This window comes from Rickettsia conorii str. Malish 7, assembly GCF_000007025.1.
In the GTDB taxonomy this organism is placed as follows: Bacteria; Pseudomonadota; Alphaproteobacteria; order Rickettsiales; family Rickettsiaceae; genus Rickettsia; species Rickettsia rickettsii.
Window position 1 is genome coordinate 914,465 of sequence record NC_003103.1, and the last position, 18,716, is coordinate 933,180.

Below are 18,716 nucleotides of genomic sequence, written 5' to 3' on the forward strand. Positions count from 1 at the left end.
AAATTTAAAAAATACACTATAATAGCAATTATCAATTGAGTAAAGAGCTAGGTTAAAAAATTTTTAATTGAAGTAGTGTATGGCATATTGTAGTAATGATTTTATAACTTAAAATTCATTCAAAGAGGAAAATATGAACGATCCAAAATATAGAACTATTACTTTTACCGAAGAAAGTAGAACAGCAAATATTAATATATCCCCCAATAAAATAACAATTGGAGCTAATCAGCGTGTTACGTTTGAAAGCCTAGGCAATGTTGCGGAATTAATCTTAGGACCACATAGTAGTGTTAAAGTAACAGATCTTAATCATAAGGTATTTATAAATAATACCAATCGAGATAAGATAATTATATTATCAGGTGAACATATTGCTTTTGATGATAATCCATACGCTTAATAAATACGTTCTTCTCGTGGAAGATTGGTTGCGTGGATACATGCACCGTCATTGCGAGGAGCAAAGCGATGCGGCAATCCAGAGCAATAATAAAAAAATGCTATAAATTAGCATTTTTTGCAATGACGGGAACACTGATCCACTTAGCAACTTTCTAAGACCCAAGCAGTACCTGATTTTGTAGTTTAAATAATTCCGCAGCTCCGCCTTTAGCAAGTTTTAACATTGCTAAAAACTGCTCTTCGGAAAAAGGATTTTTCTCTGCCGTGCCTTGTACTTCGATTAAATTACCGTTACCTGCAAACACAAAATTACTATCCACGTCCGCATCACTATCTTCTAAATAATCCAAATCTAGTATCGCCTCACCTTTATATATACCGCAAGAAATAGCTGCAATTTGACTAATTAACGGGTTCACCTTTAAAACTCTCTTTTTCATCAAGGACCTAATAGCTAGGTGCAATGCTACGTAGCTCCCTGTTATTGCTGCAGTTCTAGTACCACCGTCAGCATTAATAACATCACAATCTATGATAATTTGCCTCTCGCCGAGTTTCCTCACGTCAATTACACATCGCATCGCCCTACCTATTAAACGCTGTATCTCTTGAGTTCTTCCGCCTTGTTTCCCAAGTGCCGCTTCTCTTTTAATACGCTGTGATGTAGAACCGGGAAGCATACCGTACTCGGCAGTAATCCAGCCTTGATTTTGTCCCCTCAAGAATGGCGGTACGGTAGTTTCACAAGTAGCACTACACATGACATGTGTATTACCGATTTTAATAAGACATGAACCTTCCGCATTAATAAGCGGGGATAATTCTAATGAAATAGGACGTAATTGGTTGCTTTTTCTTCCTGACTGTCTCATAATACAATTTGTACTCCATAAGTAAAAATAAATAGTAAAGTTTAATTTGGAAAAGAGTAAGGCGTTTCATATTTTTTGACCGCAGCATACATACTAGTACGTGAGGATAAAAAAATACGAAACAACGACGCCAATTTTTCAAATTAAACGAGTATACCATTGAAAAAATTTTTATTATATCTATATATATCTCAAAAAAGAACATAAATATAAAGTAAATAATATGATAGACGATAATATAGAAAATAATGAACAAACAATAAATGATATTGCTGAAGAGATAGTTGAAACAGCAAATCCGGAGGTAACAGCGTTAAAAGCCGAGATTGAAGAGCTAAAAGATAAGCTAATAAGAACTACTGCTGAAATAGACAATACAAGAAAGCGTTTAGAAAAAGCACGTGACGAAGCAAAAGATTATGCAATTGCTACATTTGCTAAAGAACTACTAAATGTTAGTGATAATCTTTCAAGAGCATTAGCACATAAACCGGCAAATTCTGATGTAGAAGTCACAAATATTATTGCAGGCGTTCAGATGACTAAAGACGAGCTAGACAAAGTCTTTCATAAACATCATATTGAAGAAATAAAGCCGGAAATAGGATCAATGTTCGACTATAATTTACATAATGCAATTGCGCAGATAGAACATCCTGATCATGCACCGAATAGTATTATTACTTTAATGCAATCAGGATATAAAATTAGAGATAGACTACTTCGTCCTGCTACCGTACAAGTAGTTAAAAAACCTTAATACTCGATCAACTTCAAAAATTGGCGTCGTCGTTTTACAAGAGCTTCAATTCTCACGTATTAAGTATATGCTGTGATCTTCGCCTTGTGAACTCCTAGCTCTTTTTGAAGTTGATCTTCGTATAGAAAATGAGGAAAATAATAATGAATAGAACCGTTATATTTTGGCTAGTTTTTTTAGGGCTTTTTATCAGCGGTTTTATGCTAATTTCAGACGCAGTAAAACCATTTTTTATCGCATTTATAATATCTTACTTATTACAACCTGCTATAGGTTTTATCGCATCAAAATTTAAAATATCAAATAAATTTGCATCAAGCATAATTTATCTGATATTTTTGAGCATATTTTTCTTAAGCTTAACTATTTTAGTGCCGATAATTTATGGACAAATTTTTACTTTTATAAATAATATTCCAAAATATAACAATTATTTACAGACAGAAATATTACCGCCTATAATGGTAAAAATTTATTCGATAGAACCTGATATTGCCGATAAAATCAAGAATTCTTTAAGTAATTTTATAAATAGTATATTTACTATACTTGGCAGTATTGCTAATAATTTTTGGCGTTATACTATTATAACTATTAACATATTTGTTTTATTTTTACTTATACCTATAATATTATTCTATTTCCTACGTGATTGGGCTAAAATTATTGCAAACATGAAATCATTATTACCTATAAAAACCCGACCGAAAATCCTTGAAATATTATCGGCAATTAATAATCTGTTATCTGCTTACATAAGAGGACAGCTAAATATTTGCTTATTATTATCTACTTATTATAGTATTGCATTTACCGTAATAGGTATTGATCTCGCTCTTTTACTTGGCATTTTAACAGGATTTTTAGTTATTATTCCTTTCCTTGGTACTTTTATATCGTTTCTTTTAACTCTAATTATCGGCTATTTAACTTTTGGTGTAACTACTAAATTACTATATATAATGATAATTTATCTAGTTGGAAATATTTGCGAGTCTTATATTTTCACCCCTAAAATTATCGGTGATAAAATAGGGTTGCATCCTCTTTGGATTATATTCTCAATTTTTGCCTGCGGCAGTTTATTTGGAATTATTGGAATATTTTTTGCTATACCGATTGCAGGGATTACAAAAATTTTACTTTTGAATCTAATTAAATTTTATAAATCTAGCAAATTCTATCGAATAGACGACTAAAAAATTCTTATAACAGTGCAGCAATATATATTTCGTTTTACTACTTCTAGTAAATATCATCCTGATGAATTTATTGTTTCTAGTTCTAACGATCAAGCTTATAATATTATAAAAAATTGGCAGTGCGGCTTTGGCGTTAACCCTTATAAATTTACTTTATTAATTAAAGGACCTTCTTCGTCAGGCAAAACTTATTTAACCAAAATATGGCAAAATTTAAGCAATGCCTATATTATCAAAGATATTTTTTTTAATGAAGAAATTTCAGAAAAATATAATGCTTTCATCATTGAAGATATTGAAAACTGGCAAGAGCCGACATTACTTCATATATTTAATATTATTAACGAAAAACAAAAATATCTTTTACTTACCGCATCTGATAAAAGCAGAAATTTTACTTTACCCGATTTATCTTCACGTATTAAATCAGTACTTAGTATTCTATTAAACTCACCTGACGATGAATTAATCAAAATTCTAATATTTAAGCATTTTGCTATTTCTTCGGTAACAATATCCCGACAAATAATAGATTTTCTTTTAGTAAATTTGCCTAGGGAATATTCGAAAATTATAGAAATATTAGACAATATTAACTATTTTGCTTTAATTTCCAAAAGAAAAATAACAACTTCATTAGTCAAAGAAGTTTTAAATAAGTATAATCATAAAACATTGTAACTTTTTCCTTGAATTTATAGACTTGAAATCTTCTCAATATAACATTGCTATAAATTAACTTTTTAGAAAAAATTGTGTTGGGATACGAAAAAAAACAAAAAAAGTTTAAACAGAGAACAAAAACGGGCTATAGGCGGCATAGGCTTACTATCTATAGGTACTTTTTGAGAATATTTTGATCTTATGCTATATGTTCATATGGCAGTACTAATTGATGAGCTTTTCTTTCCGCAATATGATACTCACGTTAATCGACTTCTTACAGTTTTTTCTTTTTGTTCTACTTTTATTTTTAGACCCTTAGGAGCTTTATTATTTGGCTGATAATATAGGTCGGAAATCCACAGTCATTATTACCACTATTTTAATGTCATTTTCTTGCATCGTTATGGTTAATCTTCCACTTATGCCCAAGTAGGTGCTAGTGCCGCCTGCATAGTAACAATATGCCGTATAGTGCAAGGTATGTCATCCATGGGAGCAAGAGTAGGAGCAGAATTATATTTAACGGAATCTGTTGGAGTTCCTAAACGCTTTCCTGACGTAGCATTTGTAGGGGTGTGTGCTTAGGATTAACTGTGGCCCTTGGCGTAGAAACCTTAGTTACATCCTATGAATTTAATTAGCGTATCGCATTTTGGGTAGGTACAGGAATTGCATTAATAGGTAGTGCTGCTAGGACTACTTTGCGAGAAACACCGGATTTTGTTGATGCTAAGCGTAGAATACAAGAAAACGATAAAAGATAGTAATATAATTGATGTAGCAAAGATAAAAAATAATCCTGTATGGCAGGAAAAAGTTAATAAGAAGACTGCAATTTATTATTTTTTAATACAAATTTCTATAGTAGAATTTTTTGTAGCACTAGCACTTACGTGTTTATGCTATAAATGCAATTAGTAATATTTTTAACTTTTCTTCTATCTAGTCCATTAATATTAGATAATATAACGCAAGGTTAGCAAATTCTCTTAATTCCACTAATTGTAGTGACTTTTTCTCCAAGTGAATCCCCGGCAATTCCAATATTTTATAAAAGTTTTCCGGTTTTAAAACGATTTACCTATGCTAGCTTTATATATGCTTATTCAAGAGCCGCTATGTTATGTAATTAGTTCTTTTGGGCTTGTTTATTTAACAGAACGTTTTAATAATTTAGGATTGATCCAAAGTAAAAAAATATTTTAAAAGATGATTTATATATACATAATGAGCAGCAACAAACGAAAGACAAAAGTAATAAAGGTACTAAATCATTATTTATAGCATCGGTTATAACAAATGTAATAAATAATATAGTAAACGTGGCGGGGATATCAGCAGCTATAGTCGGTAATAATGTAGCACAAATAATTTCATCAATAAATATAGGATTACAATCATTAAAAGGTTCTAAAGAGTCGGTCAATCAGATCCAAGATAGGATAAAGTGAATTAAGGAGCTAAACCATAATATTAATCAAGAAACACAAAAAGCAGATATAGGTAATTATAAAAATATACAAGCATTAGCAGAGATAGGATATAAACACACTATTCAAACTGTAGCATTAAACGCATTACTACAAGATAAGAATTACTTTAGATTTACCGATCAAGAAAAACAACAGCGATTTAATCAGCTTAGTGAAGAAATAATCCAGTATAAAAATACTAAATTTTAGCATTTTTATACTGGATTATTTCTTCACTTACTTTGTAATTTTCTAGCAATGGCATTAAATTATTAACTAATATATACTTAGTTAGAAATGCCCTTTCACAAAGATACTGTTTTTCTTGATAGGTTTAACTATTGTAACATTTAAAACTGAAAAACTTGAGTTTAAGCTTCATTCATTGTTTGATCGTTGAAATACTAAAAACTTTTGATTGGTGGGCGATGACGGACTCGAACCGCCGACACTCTCGGTGTAAACGAGATACTCTACCAGCTGAGCTAATCGCCCATATTTTTTATTAATTAGTAAAATAACATCATTTATAATTTTCATAAGAAGTATATAAATAATTTAGCAAAATTTTATTAGTTTTTGCTTTTAAATTACTATAAAGTGTTATTTACTTTCAAACTTTTTATTTGCCTTGATAATCTGCTGATTTTTCTTGAAGCGGTATTTAATTTAATTATATTTTTTTTCACACCTTGCATTATCTTAGACTGAGCAACAGATAAAGCTATGTTAGCATTTTCTTTATTACCAATACTGATTTCATGTACAACTTTCTTTATAAAAGTTTTTATTGCACTAGATCGTTTTTTATTGATTAGAGTTCTTTTTACTGTTTGTCTAGCAGCTTTTTTTGCTGAAGAATGATTAGCCATCACCGAGTCCCTTATATTTTAATTTTTAATTTCTTCATTAGCATCTTGCTGTATATTTCCTTTAGCATTAATATCTCTATCTACAAATTCAATATATGCTATCGGTGCTAAATCACCATAACGGAATCCGGCTTTTATTATTCTAGTATAACCGCCAGGTCTATCTTTATATCTGGTACCTAAAATATTTATAAGCTTTTCTACTGCTGTTTTATCTTTTATTTTTGATAAAACGCTTCTTCTTACCATTAAATCAGCTTTTTTAGCTTTAGTAATTAGAGTTTCAATATAAGGTCTTAATTCCTTAGCTTTTGGTAAAGTAGTTTTAATTTGTTCATGGGTTACAAGTGCTACAGCCATATTAGCGAGCATTGCTTGCCGATGACTACTTGTTATATTTAACTTTCTGCCTTTAATTTTATGTCGCATTTTTTAGTCCTTAATTATAAGAATCTTCATAACGTTTAGATAATTCCTGAATATTTTCCGGTGGCCAATCCGGTACATCCATACCGAATCTTAAATTAAATTTTGCCAATATTTCTTTAATCTCATTTAAAGATTTTCTACCGAAATTTGGAGTTCTTAGCATATCGGATTCCGTTCTTTTTACTAGATCCCCTATATATATTATATTATCATTTTTCAAACAGTTTGCCGATCTAACCGATAATTCCAATTCATCAACTCTCTTAAGTAAATAAGGTGAAAATGGTAAAGTATCAGTTTTAACTTGCTTATCTTCTTCCTGTTCTTCAAAAGAAATAAATAATTGTAATTGCTCCTGTAAAATACGTGCAGCTAAACCTACAGCCATTTCAGGTAATACATCACCGTTAGTTTCTACAAACATAATTAATTTATCATAATCGGTAACCTGACCTACCCTAGTATTTTCTACCTTATAAGTAACACTCTTTACCGGATTAAATAAAGCATCTATAGCTATTTCACCAATAGGTAAATTATCCTCATAACTATTTGTGCTAAGTACATATCCTTTACCAACCTTGCAAGTTAATTCCATTTCAAGCTGCTTGTCCTTAGCTAGATCACAAATTACATGATCCGGATTCAATATTTCTACATCATGACCTGTTTCAATCATACCGGCCGTTACAACACAAGGTCCTGTTGCTTTTAATTTCATGATACGTTTTTCTGCAACATGCATTTTTACTTCAATACCTTTAATGTTTAAAATCACTTCAGATACATCTTCTTTTACACCGGGTATAGAAGAAAATTCATGTTCTATAGCAGGGATCTTTATAGACGTGATAGCTGCTCCTTGTAAAGAAGACAGTAATACTCTTCTCATAGCATTACCGAGTGTTAAACCAAAACCTCTCTCTAAAGGTTCAACTACAATTTTAGCTTTATTATTGGTTTCTGGAAAATTTTCATAAGCAACTTTATTCGGCTTTATTAAAGTATTCCAATTTTTACTTAACGATAACATTTAATACCTATGATTCTCTTATACTCTTCTTCTTTTTGGCGGTCTTACTCCATTATGAGCAATTGACGATACATCTAAAATTGATGTAACCACAAAATTTTGTCCGAATAAAGCTCTCATTGCTGATTCACGCTGAGCCCCCGGTCCTCCAATCCTAATAGAAATAGTTTTTAGACCATATTCTTTTGCTTTTTCCGATGCTCTATCAATTGTTACTTGAGCTGCATAAGGTGTTGCTTTTCTTGCCCCTTTAAACCCATTACCTCCTGCCGATGCAGAAGCAATAGTATTACCTTGAATATCAGTAAATGTTACTATAGTATTATTAAATGATGCTCGGATATGCACAACACCAAGAGTGATAGTTTTTTTCTTTTTCTTAACTTTAACCGTCTGATTCATTATTTATACTCTATACTTAAACTATTATTTTACAGCTTTTTTCTTTCCGGCTATCGCAATAGCTTTACCTTTTCTAGTTCGAGCATTAGAATGCGTGTTCTGTCCTCTCACCGGCAACTTACGTATATGTCTAAGTCCTTGATAACATCTTATATCTTTCTTTTTCTTAATATTAAGCGTAACTTCTCGTCTTAAATCACCCTCAACTTTATACTCACTTTCAATAATATTACGTAAGCCTATTAACTCTTGATCTGTCAGTTCTTTCACTTTTTTATCTTTCGATATTTTTGCTTTATTACAGATCTCTGCTGCCATAGCAGGCCCAAGACCGTAAATGTAAGTTAAACTCACAACTAAACGTTTATTATCAGGAATATTAACACTTGCAATTCTTGCCACAAATAATCTCCAAAATTTTACTGGTAACTAAAAAATAATATAAAAATCTTTGATAAAGTCAATTTATTTTTAGTATTTTCTGTATATCAATTTCTATTTCTTGTTCATTTTTACTTCCATTAACTATATAAAAATTACCACTATTCTTATAATAATCTATTAATGGATATGTTTCTGTTTTATATACTTCAATTCTTTTTTTTATTACTTCTTCATTATCGTCTTTTCTATAATCAAATGTACTTGAACCGCAAACATCACATACATTATCAGTTTTAGGCTGCACGAAGTACCTATTATATATTTTACCGCAATTTTTACAACTATATCTTCCTAAAATTCTTTTAATTAATAATTCATCTGAAACATCAAAATATATTATTTTAATTTTTTCTTTAATAAATGATTCAAAAAATTTCGCTTGCTCTAAATTACGCGGATATCCATCTAATATGTAGCCGTTTTTATATTCAGAGGATAATAAAAAATTTTTGATTACTTGATTAACTATTTCATTAGGGATAAGCTCCCCTTGCTTAACATAATTATTAATTAACTCTGCTTCGCTAGTTGATGTTTTAATAATTGTTCTAAATATATCACCGATTGCTATATGTGGTAAATCAATTTTTTTAGCTATCTTTTTTCCTTGTGTGCCCTTTCCCGCTCCTGGAGGACCTAAAAAAATTACCATCACTATTTAAGCTCATTTTTAATTTTTTAATTTTACTTTCTTCATTAAACCTTCATACTTACTACTAAATAAGTAAGTTTGAATCTGAGTCATAGTATCAAGTACCACGTTCACTACAATTAAAAAACTCGTACCTCCTAAAGAAAGAGAGATTACATATTTATTCATTAATAGCTCCGGAATTACACATATTACACTTAAATATATCCCACCTATAACTGTAAGCCTTGTAAGTATATAATCAAAATAATCAGACGTATTTTTTCCTGGTCTTTTACCTGGAATATAAGCACCGTATTTTCTTAAATTATTAGCAGTTTCTTCAGAATTAAATACTATTGCAGTATAAAAAAAACTAAAAAACATAATTAATGCTACATATAATAAAATATATACAGGTTTTCCATGCCCTAAGTAATAAGTAAGCATGCCCATAGTTTCTGAATTACTATTAGAAAAATTAGCAAGCGTAGCAGGAAATAGTAAAATTGAACTAGCAAATATTGGAGGTATTACACCAGAAGTATTTAACTTGAGAGGCATATGGGTTGCTTCGCCTCCATAAATTTTATTTCCTACTTGTCTTTTAGGATACTGCACCAATAATTTTCTTTGGGCTCTTTCAAAAAATATAATTATAGCTATTAATACAACTACTCCAATACAAACAGCTATCGCTATTAAAGGCGATAATGCTCCTTTTCTTGATAATTCAAACATACTAATAATAGCACTAGGTACTCCTGAAATTATACCTATAAATATAATTAAAGACGTACCATTACCTATTCCGCGTTGTGTAATTTGTTCTCCTAACCACATTAATAGCATCGTGCCTACAACTAAAGTAATTACGGTTGTAATTCTAAAGAAAAAACCCGCTAAGATTACTACAGGACCAGTATTTGTTACAATCGACTCTAAACTTATAGCAACTCCATAAGCCTGAAAAGAAGCAAGCAGAACCGTTAAATATCTCGATAGCTGATTTACTTTTCTTTTGCCGACTTCCCCTTCTTTTTTTAAATTTTCCAAAGGTTTATATGCAACTGACATTAATTGGATAATAATTGAGGCAGTAATATAAGGCATAATTGCTAAAGCAAAAATGGACATTCTACCTAGCGATCCTCCGGATAGCATATTAAACATTCCGAGTATTCCGGATTGATTCTGTGCAGCCACACTACTTAAAGCAATTGAATCTATACCAGGTATAGGTATAAAAGACCCAAATCTACATACTATAAGAATGAGAATAGTAAAAACAATGCGACTAACTAAATCATTACCGGATTTTTTAGAAAAATTCTGCCCCATATACTATAATAATTTTCCACCTGCTTTCTCGATTAAATCCTTAGCTTTAGAAGAATAAGCATCTAATTTTAATGATAGAGGAGCAGCGAAATCATCACTACAAATAGATAATAATTTCACTAATTTCTTATTATTTTTATTATTAACTACTCTGGCTTCTACCAATTTTTCTTTCGTAATATTATCATCAGCACTTAAACGCCCATCGGCTAATGCTTCTTCAATATTATAAATATTTATTATATTGTATTTTTTAGTTGAAATACAATTAAACCCTCTTTTAGGTAGTCTTTTGATAATAGGTGTTTGACCACCTTCAAAACCTTTTATTGCAACGCCGGATCTAGATTTTTGACCTTTAATTCCTCTACCGCCGGTTTTTCCTTTACCACTACCAATACCGCGTGCTATTCTTTTCTTATTTTTTTTAGCACCTATATTATTATATAATTCATTTAATTTCATTTAAAAACTCTAATTACATATTTTCTATTTTTAACAAATGCTTTACTTTGTTAACCATCCCTTTGATTGAATTAGTATTTGCAAGAATAACGCTCTTATTAATTTTGTTTAAACCAAGCCCAACTAATATCAACCTTTGATCATACTTACGACCTATAGCACTGTGAACTTGAGTAATTTTTATATTATTGATCTTATTATTCATAACTTCACCTTACTTATACAACATTATTCATTAACTTGAATTTCAGCAGATTTTACAGATATTTCATTTACTTTTTTATCTCTTCTCATAGCAATAGATTTTGGTGATGCAAGTTTATTTAATGCATCAAATGTTGCAGAAATCATTGCGTAAACATTCGTTGAACCTATTGATTTAGCAACAATATCATGAACGCCTAAAGAGTCAAAAATTGCTCTCATAGATCCTCCGGCTATAATGCCTGTACCTGCTTTAGCTCTTCTTAAAATCACTTTAGCAGCTCCACTTTTACCGACAACGTCATGGTGAATAGTCCTATTTTGATATAACGGTACTTTCATCATTCTCTTTTTAGCGGCTTGTTTTGCCTTTCCTCGAGCTTCATTTACTTCTTTAGCTTTTCCGTGTCCCGCTCCGACTCTGCCGGCTTTATCACCGACCACTACATAAGCAGAAAAAGCAAAGCTTCTACCGCCTTTTACTACTTTTGTAACTCTATTTACATCAACTAAAACTTCACTTAAAGTCTCGTCATTTTTTTTAACTTTAGACATTACTACAACCTTATAACCTAAAATTTTATTTTCTCTCTAGCTGCATCAGCTAGCGCTTTTACAACACCGTGATACTTATATCCGCCTCTATCAAACACTACGTCTTTTATCCCTGCAGAATCAGCTTTTTTTGCTATTTCTTCGCCTACTTTGATAGCATTTTCAATATTACAATGAGATTTTTTTAATTTTTTTATTTTCTCATCTAAAGTTGAAGCAGCAGCAATTGTTATAGACTTAGAATCATCAATAATTTGTGCATATATATGTCTACCTGACTTAAATATTGATAATCTAACTCTATTAGATGTTTTAGATATTTTATGTCTTATTCTACTTCTTCTTTTTTCAAATTTTAGCTTAGCACTACGCATATTTAACTCTTAAATTTAATTTTTCTTACCTTCTTTACGCGGTATACATTGATTTTCAAATTTAATTCCTTTTCCTTTATAAGGCTCAGGTGGTCTCTGTTTTATAATAATTGAAGCAAATTGTCCTAATTTTTCTTTATCTGTTCCCTCAAGAATAATAATATTTTGCTTAGGCATCTCTATTTTAATATCTGAAGGTATTTCAATTTTTGTATTATGGCTTTTAGCAAGCATTAAATTTAAATATTTACCTTTTACCATCGCCCTGTAACCGACTCCGTTAATTTCGAGTTTAAGCTTAAAACCTTCTTTAACGCCGGTAACCATATTTGATATTATGCTTCTTGCAGTACCCCACATAGCACGTGCATTTTTATTTGCGGCTAAAGGTTTTACTAAAAGCTTATTTTCTGCCAATGAAATTGCTATATTACCTTTAAAAGTTTTTGATAATTCGCCTTTAGGTCCGGATATTTTTACTTCTAAATCATTTAAACCAATTTTTACACCTTCAGGTATAGTAATTGGCAATTTTCCAACACGTGACATTTTTTACCTTAAAATACTTTACAAATTACTTCGCCGCCGACATTTTTAATATGAGCTTCTCTATCAGACATAACACCGTAAGGAGTAGAAAGAATATATATACCCATATTATTATAATATCCTTTCAAATCTTTAATAGCAGAATATACTCTTTTTCCAGGCTTTGATACTCTATGAATTTCGCATATAGAAGCATCGCCATTAACAGAGTATTTTAAAGCTACCTCAGTATAACTAATATTATTTTTTTGAGTAGTTATATAATCTTTTATATAACCTTCTTTTTGCAAAACATCTAAAATTGAAGTTTTAATTTTAGAACTAGGAAAAGAAACATTTATCAATTTGCTTTTATAAGCATTTCTAATTCTAGTTAACATATCTGCTACATTATCCGTCATTGACATATGATTTACCTATCGACTTTTACCAACTTGACTTAACTACACCGGGAACTAAGCCTCTGCCTATTAATTCTCTAAGCTTATTCCTCGATATACCAAACTTTCTTGTAACACCTCTTGGTCTACCTGTAAGCTCACATCTATTTCTTATTCTAGTAGATGATGAATTTCTAGGTAATTGTGCAAGTGACATTACCAAAGAAAAACGCTCTTCTAATGAAATATTTTTATCATAAATTTTACTTTTTAGTGCTAAACGTTTATTATGTAAACTTTGTGATTTTTTTTTCCTACTTTCGTTCTTTTTTATAGAACTTACTTTTGCCATTATATATATCCTAAAAATTAATTATAAAAAGGTAAATTAAACCCTGATAACAAAAATTTACTTTCTTGATCTGTTTTAGCAGATGTAACGATTGTAATATCCATACCTCTTATTGTATCGATTTTATCGTAATTAATTTCAGGAAAAACTATCTGCTCTTTTAACCCAAAAGTAAAATTCCCTTTACCATCAAAACTTTTATAAGAAAAACCGCGAAATTCCTTAACACGGGGTAATGCAACAATTACTAACCTCTCTAAAAAATCATACATTCTATCTTTACGTAATGTAACCTTGCAACCTATTTTCATATTTTCGCGTAACTTAAAAGTTGCAATAGATTTTCTTGCTAACGTTACAACCGGCTTCTGACCGGAAATCAAAGTAAGATCATTTACTGCATTATTAATTACTTTGGAATCGGCTGTTGCTTCCCCTACTCCCATATTTATCACAATTTTCTTAATTTGCGGTATTTCGTGTTTATTTTTATAAGAAAATTTTTTTTGTAAGTTTTCAATAATTTTTTGCTGATATAATTCTTTAAATCTTAACATTATTTACCTTCCTTACCAATAATTTCCCCTGATTTCTTTGCTACTCTAACCTTAGAACCATCTTCTAAGAATTTAAAAGCTACCTTGGTAGGGTTACCGGTTTTTGGATCGATGTGTGCAATATTTGAGATATGTATAGGTAATTCTTTAGTTATTATCCCGCCTTCACTCATTTGATTAGATTTAGTATGCTTTTTTACTACATTTACTCCAGAAACAATTACTTTACTGTCCTCCGGGAAAACTTTTAATATTTTACCTTTTTTTCCTTTGTGCTTTCCGGTAATAACAACAACTTCATCACCTTTTTTTACTTTTAATTTAATCATTTATAACACTTCCTCTGCAAGCGACATTATTCTAACATATTTTTTCGCTCTAAGTTCTCTTGTAACAGGACCAAAAACTCTAGTACCGATAGGTTCATCTTGTTTATTCAAAAGCACTAATGCGTTTTGATCAAATTTTATTGTACTACCGTCAGGTCTTACTACTCCAGTCTTTGTACGAACAATCACGCCTTTATAAACATCACCCTTTTTAACCTTACCGCCGGGTATAGCGTCTTTAACAGATACAACTATAACATCACCCAGCTTTGCCACCATATGGTGAGAGCCACCTAAAACTTTAATACACATAACTTTTTTAGCACCGGAATTATCTGCAACTTCCAAGATGCTCTGCATTTGAATCATAAACTACTTCCAATTTTTTATACACGAGAAATAAAATAAACAATCTACCTTATAAAGTCAAAGATTAAAAAACTTTATTCCCCATTTACCACTACCCATGTTTTGGTTTTTGAGATAGGCCGACTTTCAATTATACTAACTTTATCTCCTTCTTGATATTTATTTTCTGAATCATGAGCAGCATATTTTTTAGATACTTTCACAAATTTTTTATAAATAGGATGCTTAAACTTTCTTTCTACTTTTACTGTAACCGTCTTATCAGCTTTTGAACTTATAACCACGCCTTGTAACACTCTTTTCGGCATTTTAATATTCCTCACTATTAGCTCTTTTTGTTAATTCAGTTTTAATACGTGCTATAGACTTTTTGACTAACGAAAACCTACTAGTATTTTTTAAATCACCTAAAGCTTGTTGAAATCTTAAATTAAACAATTCTTTTTTTAAAAGATTAAGGTTTTTATAAAGCTCTTCTATTGTTTCAGTAGATAACTTACTTCTTAATAATTTTAAATCATTCATAACGTCTCACTATCCTTGTTCTAACAGGTAATTTTGCACTTGCAAGCTCCAAAGCTCTAAGTGCAACATTTTCTTCTACCCCTTCAATTTCAAACATAATTCTTCCAGGCGAAACTCTAACTGCAAAAAATTCAGGAGAACCTTTACCTTTACCCATTCTTACTTCGGCAGGCTTTTTAGAAACGGGAACATCCGGAAAAATGCGAATCCATAATCTTCCTTGCCTTTTCATACATCTAGTAGCAGCTTTTCTTCCTGCTTCTATTTGTCTTGCAGTAACACGCCAACCATCTATAGATTTTAGACCAAATGATCCAAAAGCAAGCGTCGTACCTGCTTTTGCTGTTGAAGCAACCCTACCCTTATGAGCTTTTCTAAATTTTTGTTTTTTCGGAGCTAACATTTTAATACTTAAAATTAATTATATCTTTTATTTTCTGTATATTCACCTTTATAAATCCACACTTTAACCCCTATAACTCCATAAGTAGTTATAGCCTCAGCTGTTGAATAATCAATATCAGCTCTTAAAGTATGTAACGGCATTCTTCCTTCTATATACCATTCGGTTCTAGCAATTTCAGCACCTCCAAGTCGTCCTGAACAACTAACCCTGATACCTTGTCCACCTTGTTTAAATGACGCCTGAATTGCTGTTTTCATGGCTTTTCTAAAAGAAACTCTTTTTTCAAGCTGTAGTGCTATAGTTTGAGCTACTATAGCAGCATCTATATTAAATTTTCGAACTTCGTGAATATTTATATAAACTTCTTTTAAAGAAGTCATTTTTTCGATAGCTTTTTTTAGCTTATCAATTTCACTACCGTTTCTACCGATAATGATATTTGGTTTTTTGGCATTAATATTAATTATAATACTTTTATTAGAAGGGCGTTCAATTAAAACTCTACTAATTTGGGCTTGATTAAAACCCTTATTTATTAAATCCCTAATTTTTAAATCTTGTATAAAAAGAGTTTTATAATGTTTTTCTGCATATAATATGGAATCCCAACCTTTAATTAAAGTCGGTCCAACTCTAAAACCATGTGCACAAACTTTCTGCCCCATTTTAATTATCCTCTTTTTCTGTAACAGTTATATAAAGATTACTAAAAAACTTATTTATTCTAGTTGCTCTTCCTTTTGCTCTTGGCATAACTCTTTTCATTACTAAAGCCTTACCTACAGTCGCTTTAGTAACAACCAATCTATCTATATCTAGACCTAAATTATTTTCAGCATTTGCAACAGCAGATTGTAAACAATCTTTTACAACTTTTGCAATTCTTTTAGGAGAAAAAGTTAATTGTACCAATGCTTCAGATACTTTCATATTTCTAATAAAGGCTGCAACTAAATTGAGCTTCCTTGAACTTACTCTAATAGATTTAGCTTGTGCCGTAGCAAAATTTTTATTTTCCTGTACCATATAAATCTTTATTTTCTTTTGATTTTTTTATCTGCTCCATGACCGTGAAATGTTCTAGTAGGAGCAAACTCACCTAATTTTCTTCCAACCATTTCTTCATTTACAGAAACCGGAATAAATTTATTTCCATTATGCACAGAAAAGGTAAACCCTACAAAAATAGGTAAAATCGTTGATCTTCTAGACCAAGTTTTAATCATTTCAGATTTACCTGATTCCATTAATTTTTGAACTTTCTTTATTAAATAACCGTCTACAAAAGGCCCTTTCCATATTGAACGTGCCATACTAATACCTAATTAATTTAAAATCTATTTTCTTTTCTTTACGATAAATTTTGAAGTACGTTTATTTTTACGTGTCTTCTTACCCTTTGTTGGGAATCCCCAAGGAGTAACAGGATGGCGACCTCCTGAAGTTTTACCTTCACCACCACCATGAGGGTGATCTACAGGATTCATTGCTACACCTCTAACATGCGGTCTCCAACCTAGCCATCTATTTCTACCGGCTTTGCCTAAATTAATATTTTTTTGATCCGGGTTAGATATACTACCTATAGTAGCTTTACAATCTAAAGGTACTAACCTAAATTCACCTGATCTTAATTTAATCTGAGCATATCCTGAATCTTTACCCACTAGATCTACTGAAGTACCTGCAGACCTTGCAATTTGACCGCCCTTACCGACTTTCATTTCAACATTATGTAAAGTAGTACCGATAGGAATGCATTTTAAAGGTAAACAATTGCCTATTTTTATATCAGCATCTTGACTTGATATTACTCTATCACCTACAGATAATTTTTGTGGTGCTAGAATATAAGAATATTCCCCATCTTCATATTTTATTAAAGCAATAAAAGCAGTTCTATTAGGGTCATACTCTATTCTTTCAACAATAGCAGAAATATCAATTTTATTTCTTTTAAAATCAATAATACGATATAATTTTTTGTGTCCTCCACCTCTGTGCCAAGAAGTAATTCTACCTTGATTATTTCGTCCACCGGTTTTAGATATACCTTTGGTCAAAGATTTTAAAGGTCTGCCTTTCCATAAACTAGTTTTATCAACTTGAACTAACTCTCTAAGAGAAGGAGTAATTGGATTAAAGTTTTTTAAAGCCATTTATTTAATTCCTCCGGCAAAATCGATATTATGGTCTTTTTCTAATGTAACAATAGCTTTCTTTCTATTGATTTGAGTCCCTATAATTCCTTTAAATCTTTTCTTCTTACCTTTAACGTTTAAAATATTCACTTTTTTTACTTTTACTTTAAATATTTCTTCTATAGCCTTTTTAAGGGTAAGTTTTTTAGCAAATTTATCTACATAAAAAGCGTATTTATTTTGTTCCGAAAGGGTTGTAGTTTTTTCTGTAATAATAGGTTTTCTAATTAAATCGTAGTATTTATAAGAACTCATCTTAACCTCTCTTCTAAAACACTCACTGCTTCTTGTGATAATAGGACATATTCATGTCGTATTATATCATAAACATTGGCTCCTATTTGTGGAACAATCACAGTATTATAAATATTTTTTGCAGCTAAAGAAAAATTAATATCTACTTCATTTCCGTCTATTACAAAGAAACTTTTCCCTTGAAATTTGTTTAATATATTTACAAGAGCAGAAGTTTTAGGCTTATCTAGCTTTAAAGAATCTATTACTAATAATTTTCCTTCAGCGCATTTCTCGGATAAAGCATGAATTAAACCAAGTTTTCGTACTTTTTTAGGTAATTTCGTTGCATGACTACGTACTCTAGGTCCATGAGCTACACCACCACCACGCATCTGTACCGATCTAAGAGAGCCTTGTCTTGCATTACCTGTACCTTTTTGCTTAAACGGTTTTTTTGTGGTTCCTAATACTTCTGATACTGTTTTAGTTTTGTGGTTACCGGACATTGCCTTAGCTCTCTGCCAATCAATAACCTGCTTTATTATATCATCTCTGATAAATTCAACAGCAAATATATCTTCATTTAAGCTAATCTCACCAACTTCTTCATTAGCAAGACTTAATATTTTAGTTTTCATCTTTATTTTAACCTTATACAGTCTTATATAAAACTTTTATATAAAT

General features: G+C 30.8%; 32 protein-coding genes and 1 tRNA gene. 4 read left to right on the plus strand and 29 right to left on the minus strand.

Annotation, left to right across the window (positions count from 1 at the left end; all coding sequences use genetic code 11):
• Nucleotides 1-133: 133 nt before the first annotated feature.
• On the plus strand, nucleotides 134-403 hold the full coding sequence (locus RC_RS04855; protein ID WP_004997861.1) for a hypothetical protein: 270 nt from the start codon (nucleotides 134-136) through the stop codon (nucleotides 401-403).
• 154 nt (nucleotides 404-557) lie between these two features.
• Here RC_RS04855 and rph read toward each other — a convergent pair whose 3' ends face one another.
• Nucleotides 558-1,277 (minus strand): ribonuclease PH, encoded by a 720-nt coding sequence (gene rph / locus RC_RS04860; RefSeq protein ID WP_010977568.1) that lies wholly within the window; start codon nucleotides 1,275-1,277, stop codon nucleotides 558-560.
• Between the two features lie 223 nt (nucleotides 1,278-1,500).
• Here rph and grpE point away from each other — a divergent pair, with 223 nt between their 5' ends.
• From grpE to RC_RS04875, 3 genes are all read left to right on the plus strand, one after another.
• Nucleotides 1,501-2,037 (plus strand): nucleotide exchange factor GrpE, encoded by a 537-nt coding sequence (grpE, locus tag RC_RS04865; protein WP_010977570.1) that lies wholly within the window; start codon nucleotides 1,501-1,503, stop codon nucleotides 2,035-2,037.
• Nucleotides 2,038-2,180: 143 nt separating this feature from the next.
• Nucleotides 2,181-3,236 carry an AI-2E family transporter gene (locus RC_RS04870; protein WP_016830888.1) on the plus strand — a complete coding sequence of 352 codons (1,056 nt, stop codon included), beginning with the start codon at nucleotides 2,181-2,183 and terminating at the stop codon, nucleotides 3,234-3,236.
• A gap of 15 nt (nucleotides 3,237-3,251) precedes the next feature.
• Nucleotides 3,252-3,920, plus strand: coding sequence for an HdaA/DnaA family protein (locus RC_RS04875; RefSeq protein WP_010977572.1), 669 nt, complete (start codon nucleotides 3,252-3,254; stop codon nucleotides 3,918-3,920).
• 1,150 nt (nucleotides 3,921-5,070) lie between these two features.
• On the opposite strand, the gene RC_RS09500 is transcribed toward RC_RS04875, so the two are convergent.
• The 28 genes from RC_RS09500 to rplD form a co-directional block, all read right to left on the minus strand.
• On the minus strand, nucleotides 5,071-5,331 hold the full coding sequence (locus RC_RS09500) for a hypothetical protein (RefSeq protein WP_162465266.1): 261 nt from the start codon (nucleotides 5,329-5,331) through the stop codon (nucleotides 5,071-5,073).
• Nucleotides 5,332-5,796: 465 nt separating this feature from the next.
• Nucleotides 5,797-5,872 (minus strand) — tRNA-Val (locus tag RC_RS04895).
• Nucleotides 5,873-5,970: 98 nt separating this feature from the next.
• On the minus strand, nucleotides 5,971-6,249 hold the full coding sequence (gene rpsT / locus RC_RS04900; RefSeq protein WP_016830895.1) for a 30S ribosomal protein S20: 279 nt from the start codon (nucleotides 6,247-6,249) through the stop codon (nucleotides 5,971-5,973).
• Between the two features lie 18 nt (nucleotides 6,250-6,267).
• Nucleotides 6,268-6,678: a 50S ribosomal protein L17 gene (rplQ, locus tag RC_RS04905; protein ID WP_010977574.1), complete on the minus strand. Its 411-nt coding sequence runs from the start codon at nucleotides 6,676-6,678 to the stop codon at nucleotides 6,268-6,270.
• A 10-nt stretch (nucleotides 6,679-6,688) separates the two neighbouring features.
• Nucleotides 6,689-7,711: a DNA-directed RNA polymerase subunit alpha gene (locus tag RC_RS04910; RefSeq protein ID WP_010977575.1), complete on the minus strand. Its 1,023-nt coding sequence runs from the start codon at nucleotides 7,709-7,711 to the stop codon at nucleotides 6,689-6,691.
• A gap of 18 nt (nucleotides 7,712-7,729) precedes the next feature.
• The gene (gene rpsK / locus RC_RS04915) at nucleotides 7,730-8,113 is read right to left on the minus strand and encodes a 30S ribosomal protein S11 (protein ID WP_004997839.1); all 384 of its coding nucleotides are present in this window, start codon (nucleotides 8,111-8,113) and stop codon (nucleotides 7,730-7,732) included.
• A 24-nt stretch (nucleotides 8,114-8,137) separates the two neighbouring features.
• Nucleotides 8,138-8,515: a 30S ribosomal protein S13 gene (gene rpsM, locus RC_RS04920; RefSeq protein WP_010977576.1), complete on the minus strand. Its 378-nt coding sequence runs from the start codon at nucleotides 8,513-8,515 to the stop codon at nucleotides 8,138-8,140.
• A 58-nt stretch (nucleotides 8,516-8,573) separates the two neighbouring features.
• A complete protein-coding gene (locus tag RC_RS04925) occupies nucleotides 8,574-9,212 on the minus strand; it encodes an adenylate kinase (protein ID WP_010977577.1) in 639 nt (212 codons plus the stop codon).
• A 15-nt stretch (nucleotides 9,213-9,227) separates the two neighbouring features.
• Nucleotides 9,228-10,529, minus strand: a complete 1,302-nt coding sequence (gene secY, locus RC_RS04930) for a preprotein translocase subunit SecY (protein WP_010977578.1) — start codon at nucleotides 10,527-10,529, stop codon at nucleotides 9,228-9,230.
• A gap of 3 nt (nucleotides 10,530-10,532) precedes the next feature.
• The gene (gene rplO / locus RC_RS04935; protein ID WP_004997829.1) at nucleotides 10,533-10,994 is read right to left on the minus strand and encodes a 50S ribosomal protein L15; all 462 of its coding nucleotides are present in this window, start codon (nucleotides 10,992-10,994) and stop codon (nucleotides 10,533-10,535) included.
• A 13-nt stretch (nucleotides 10,995-11,007) separates the two neighbouring features.
• Nucleotides 11,008-11,199: a 50S ribosomal protein L30 gene (gene rpmD, locus RC_RS04940; protein WP_004997827.1), complete on the minus strand. Its 192-nt coding sequence runs from the start codon at nucleotides 11,197-11,199 to the stop codon at nucleotides 11,008-11,010.
• 23 nt (nucleotides 11,200-11,222) lie between these two features.
• Nucleotides 11,223-11,753 carry a 30S ribosomal protein S5 gene (gene rpsE / locus RC_RS04945; protein ID WP_010977579.1) on the minus strand — a complete coding sequence of 177 codons (531 nt, stop codon included), beginning with the start codon at nucleotides 11,751-11,753 and terminating at the stop codon, nucleotides 11,223-11,225.
• A gap of 17 nt (nucleotides 11,754-11,770) precedes the next feature.
• Nucleotides 11,771-12,127: a 50S ribosomal protein L18 gene (gene rplR, locus RC_RS04950; protein WP_004997824.1), complete on the minus strand. Its 357-nt coding sequence runs from the start codon at nucleotides 12,125-12,127 to the stop codon at nucleotides 11,771-11,773.
• Nucleotides 12,128-12,142: 15 nt separating this feature from the next.
• On the minus strand, nucleotides 12,143-12,676 hold the full coding sequence (gene rplF, locus RC_RS04955) for a 50S ribosomal protein L6 (RefSeq protein WP_010977580.1): 534 nt from the start codon (nucleotides 12,674-12,676) through the stop codon (nucleotides 12,143-12,145).
• Between the two features lie 8 nt (nucleotides 12,677-12,684).
• A complete protein-coding gene (gene rpsH, locus RC_RS04960; RefSeq protein ID WP_010977581.1) occupies nucleotides 12,685-13,083 on the minus strand; it encodes a 30S ribosomal protein S8 in 399 nt (132 codons plus the stop codon).
• A gap of 19 nt (nucleotides 13,084-13,102) precedes the next feature.
• Nucleotides 13,103-13,408: a 30S ribosomal protein S14 gene (gene rpsN, locus RC_RS04965; protein ID WP_008580947.1), complete on the minus strand. Its 306-nt coding sequence runs from the start codon at nucleotides 13,406-13,408 to the stop codon at nucleotides 13,103-13,105.
• Nucleotides 13,409-13,425: 17 nt separating this feature from the next.
• Complete coding sequence (gene rplE, locus RC_RS04970; RefSeq protein ID WP_010977582.1) at nucleotides 13,426-13,965, minus strand: 50S ribosomal protein L5; 540 nt, start codon at nucleotides 13,963-13,965, stop codon at nucleotides 13,426-13,428.
• The gene (rplX, locus tag RC_RS04975) at nucleotides 13,965-14,294 is read right to left on the minus strand and encodes a 50S ribosomal protein L24 (RefSeq protein ID WP_004997814.1); all 330 of its coding nucleotides are present in this window, start codon (nucleotides 14,292-14,294) and stop codon (nucleotides 13,965-13,967) included. Before rplX ends, rplE begins: the two co-directional genes overlap by 1 nt.
• Nucleotides 14,295-14,663 carry a 50S ribosomal protein L14 gene (rplN, locus tag RC_RS04980; RefSeq protein ID WP_004997813.1) on the minus strand — a complete coding sequence of 123 codons (369 nt, stop codon included), beginning with the start codon at nucleotides 14,661-14,663 and terminating at the stop codon, nucleotides 14,295-14,297.
• A 74-nt stretch (nucleotides 14,664-14,737) separates the two neighbouring features.
• The gene (rpsQ, locus tag RC_RS04985) at nucleotides 14,738-14,971 is read right to left on the minus strand and encodes a 30S ribosomal protein S17 (protein ID WP_004997812.1); all 234 of its coding nucleotides are present in this window, start codon (nucleotides 14,969-14,971) and stop codon (nucleotides 14,738-14,740) included.
• A gap of 1 nt (nucleotide 14,972) precedes the next feature.
• Entirely contained in the window at nucleotides 14,973-15,188 is a 216-nt protein-coding gene (gene rpmC, locus RC_RS04990) for a 50S ribosomal protein L29 (protein ID WP_004997809.1), read from the minus strand.
• Nucleotides 15,181-15,591, minus strand: a complete 411-nt coding sequence (gene rplP, locus RC_RS04995) for a 50S ribosomal protein L16 (protein WP_004997806.1) — start codon at nucleotides 15,589-15,591, stop codon at nucleotides 15,181-15,183. Before rplP ends, rpmC begins: the two co-directional genes overlap by 8 nt.
• Nucleotides 15,592-15,605: 14 nt before the next feature.
• Nucleotides 15,606-16,259: a 30S ribosomal protein S3 gene (rpsC, locus tag RC_RS05000; RefSeq protein ID WP_010977584.1), complete on the minus strand. Its 654-nt coding sequence runs from the start codon at nucleotides 16,257-16,259 to the stop codon at nucleotides 15,606-15,608.
• Nucleotide 16,260: 1 nt separating this feature from the next.
• A complete protein-coding gene (gene rplV, locus RC_RS05005) occupies nucleotides 16,261-16,620 on the minus strand; it encodes a 50S ribosomal protein L22 (RefSeq protein WP_010977585.1) in 360 nt (119 codons plus the stop codon).
• A gap of 8 nt (nucleotides 16,621-16,628) precedes the next feature.
• Nucleotides 16,629-16,907, minus strand: a complete 279-nt coding sequence (rpsS, locus tag RC_RS05010; protein ID WP_004997794.1) for a 30S ribosomal protein S19 — start codon at nucleotides 16,905-16,907, stop codon at nucleotides 16,629-16,631.
• Between the two features lie 24 nt (nucleotides 16,908-16,931).
• Nucleotides 16,932-17,753 (minus strand): 50S ribosomal protein L2, encoded by an 822-nt coding sequence (gene rplB / locus RC_RS05015; RefSeq protein ID WP_004997791.1) that lies wholly within the window; start codon nucleotides 17,751-17,753, stop codon nucleotides 16,932-16,934.
• Nucleotides 17,754-18,050 (minus strand): 50S ribosomal protein L23, encoded by a 297-nt coding sequence (gene rplW, locus RC_RS05020; protein WP_010977586.1) that lies wholly within the window; start codon nucleotides 18,048-18,050, stop codon nucleotides 17,754-17,756.
• Nucleotides 18,047-18,670, minus strand: coding sequence for a 50S ribosomal protein L4 (gene rplD, locus RC_RS05025; RefSeq protein ID WP_004997785.1), 624 nt, complete (start codon nucleotides 18,668-18,670; stop codon nucleotides 18,047-18,049). Before rplD ends, rplW begins: the two co-directional genes overlap by 4 nt.
• Between the last annotated feature and the right edge of the window lie 46 nt (nucleotides 18,671-18,716).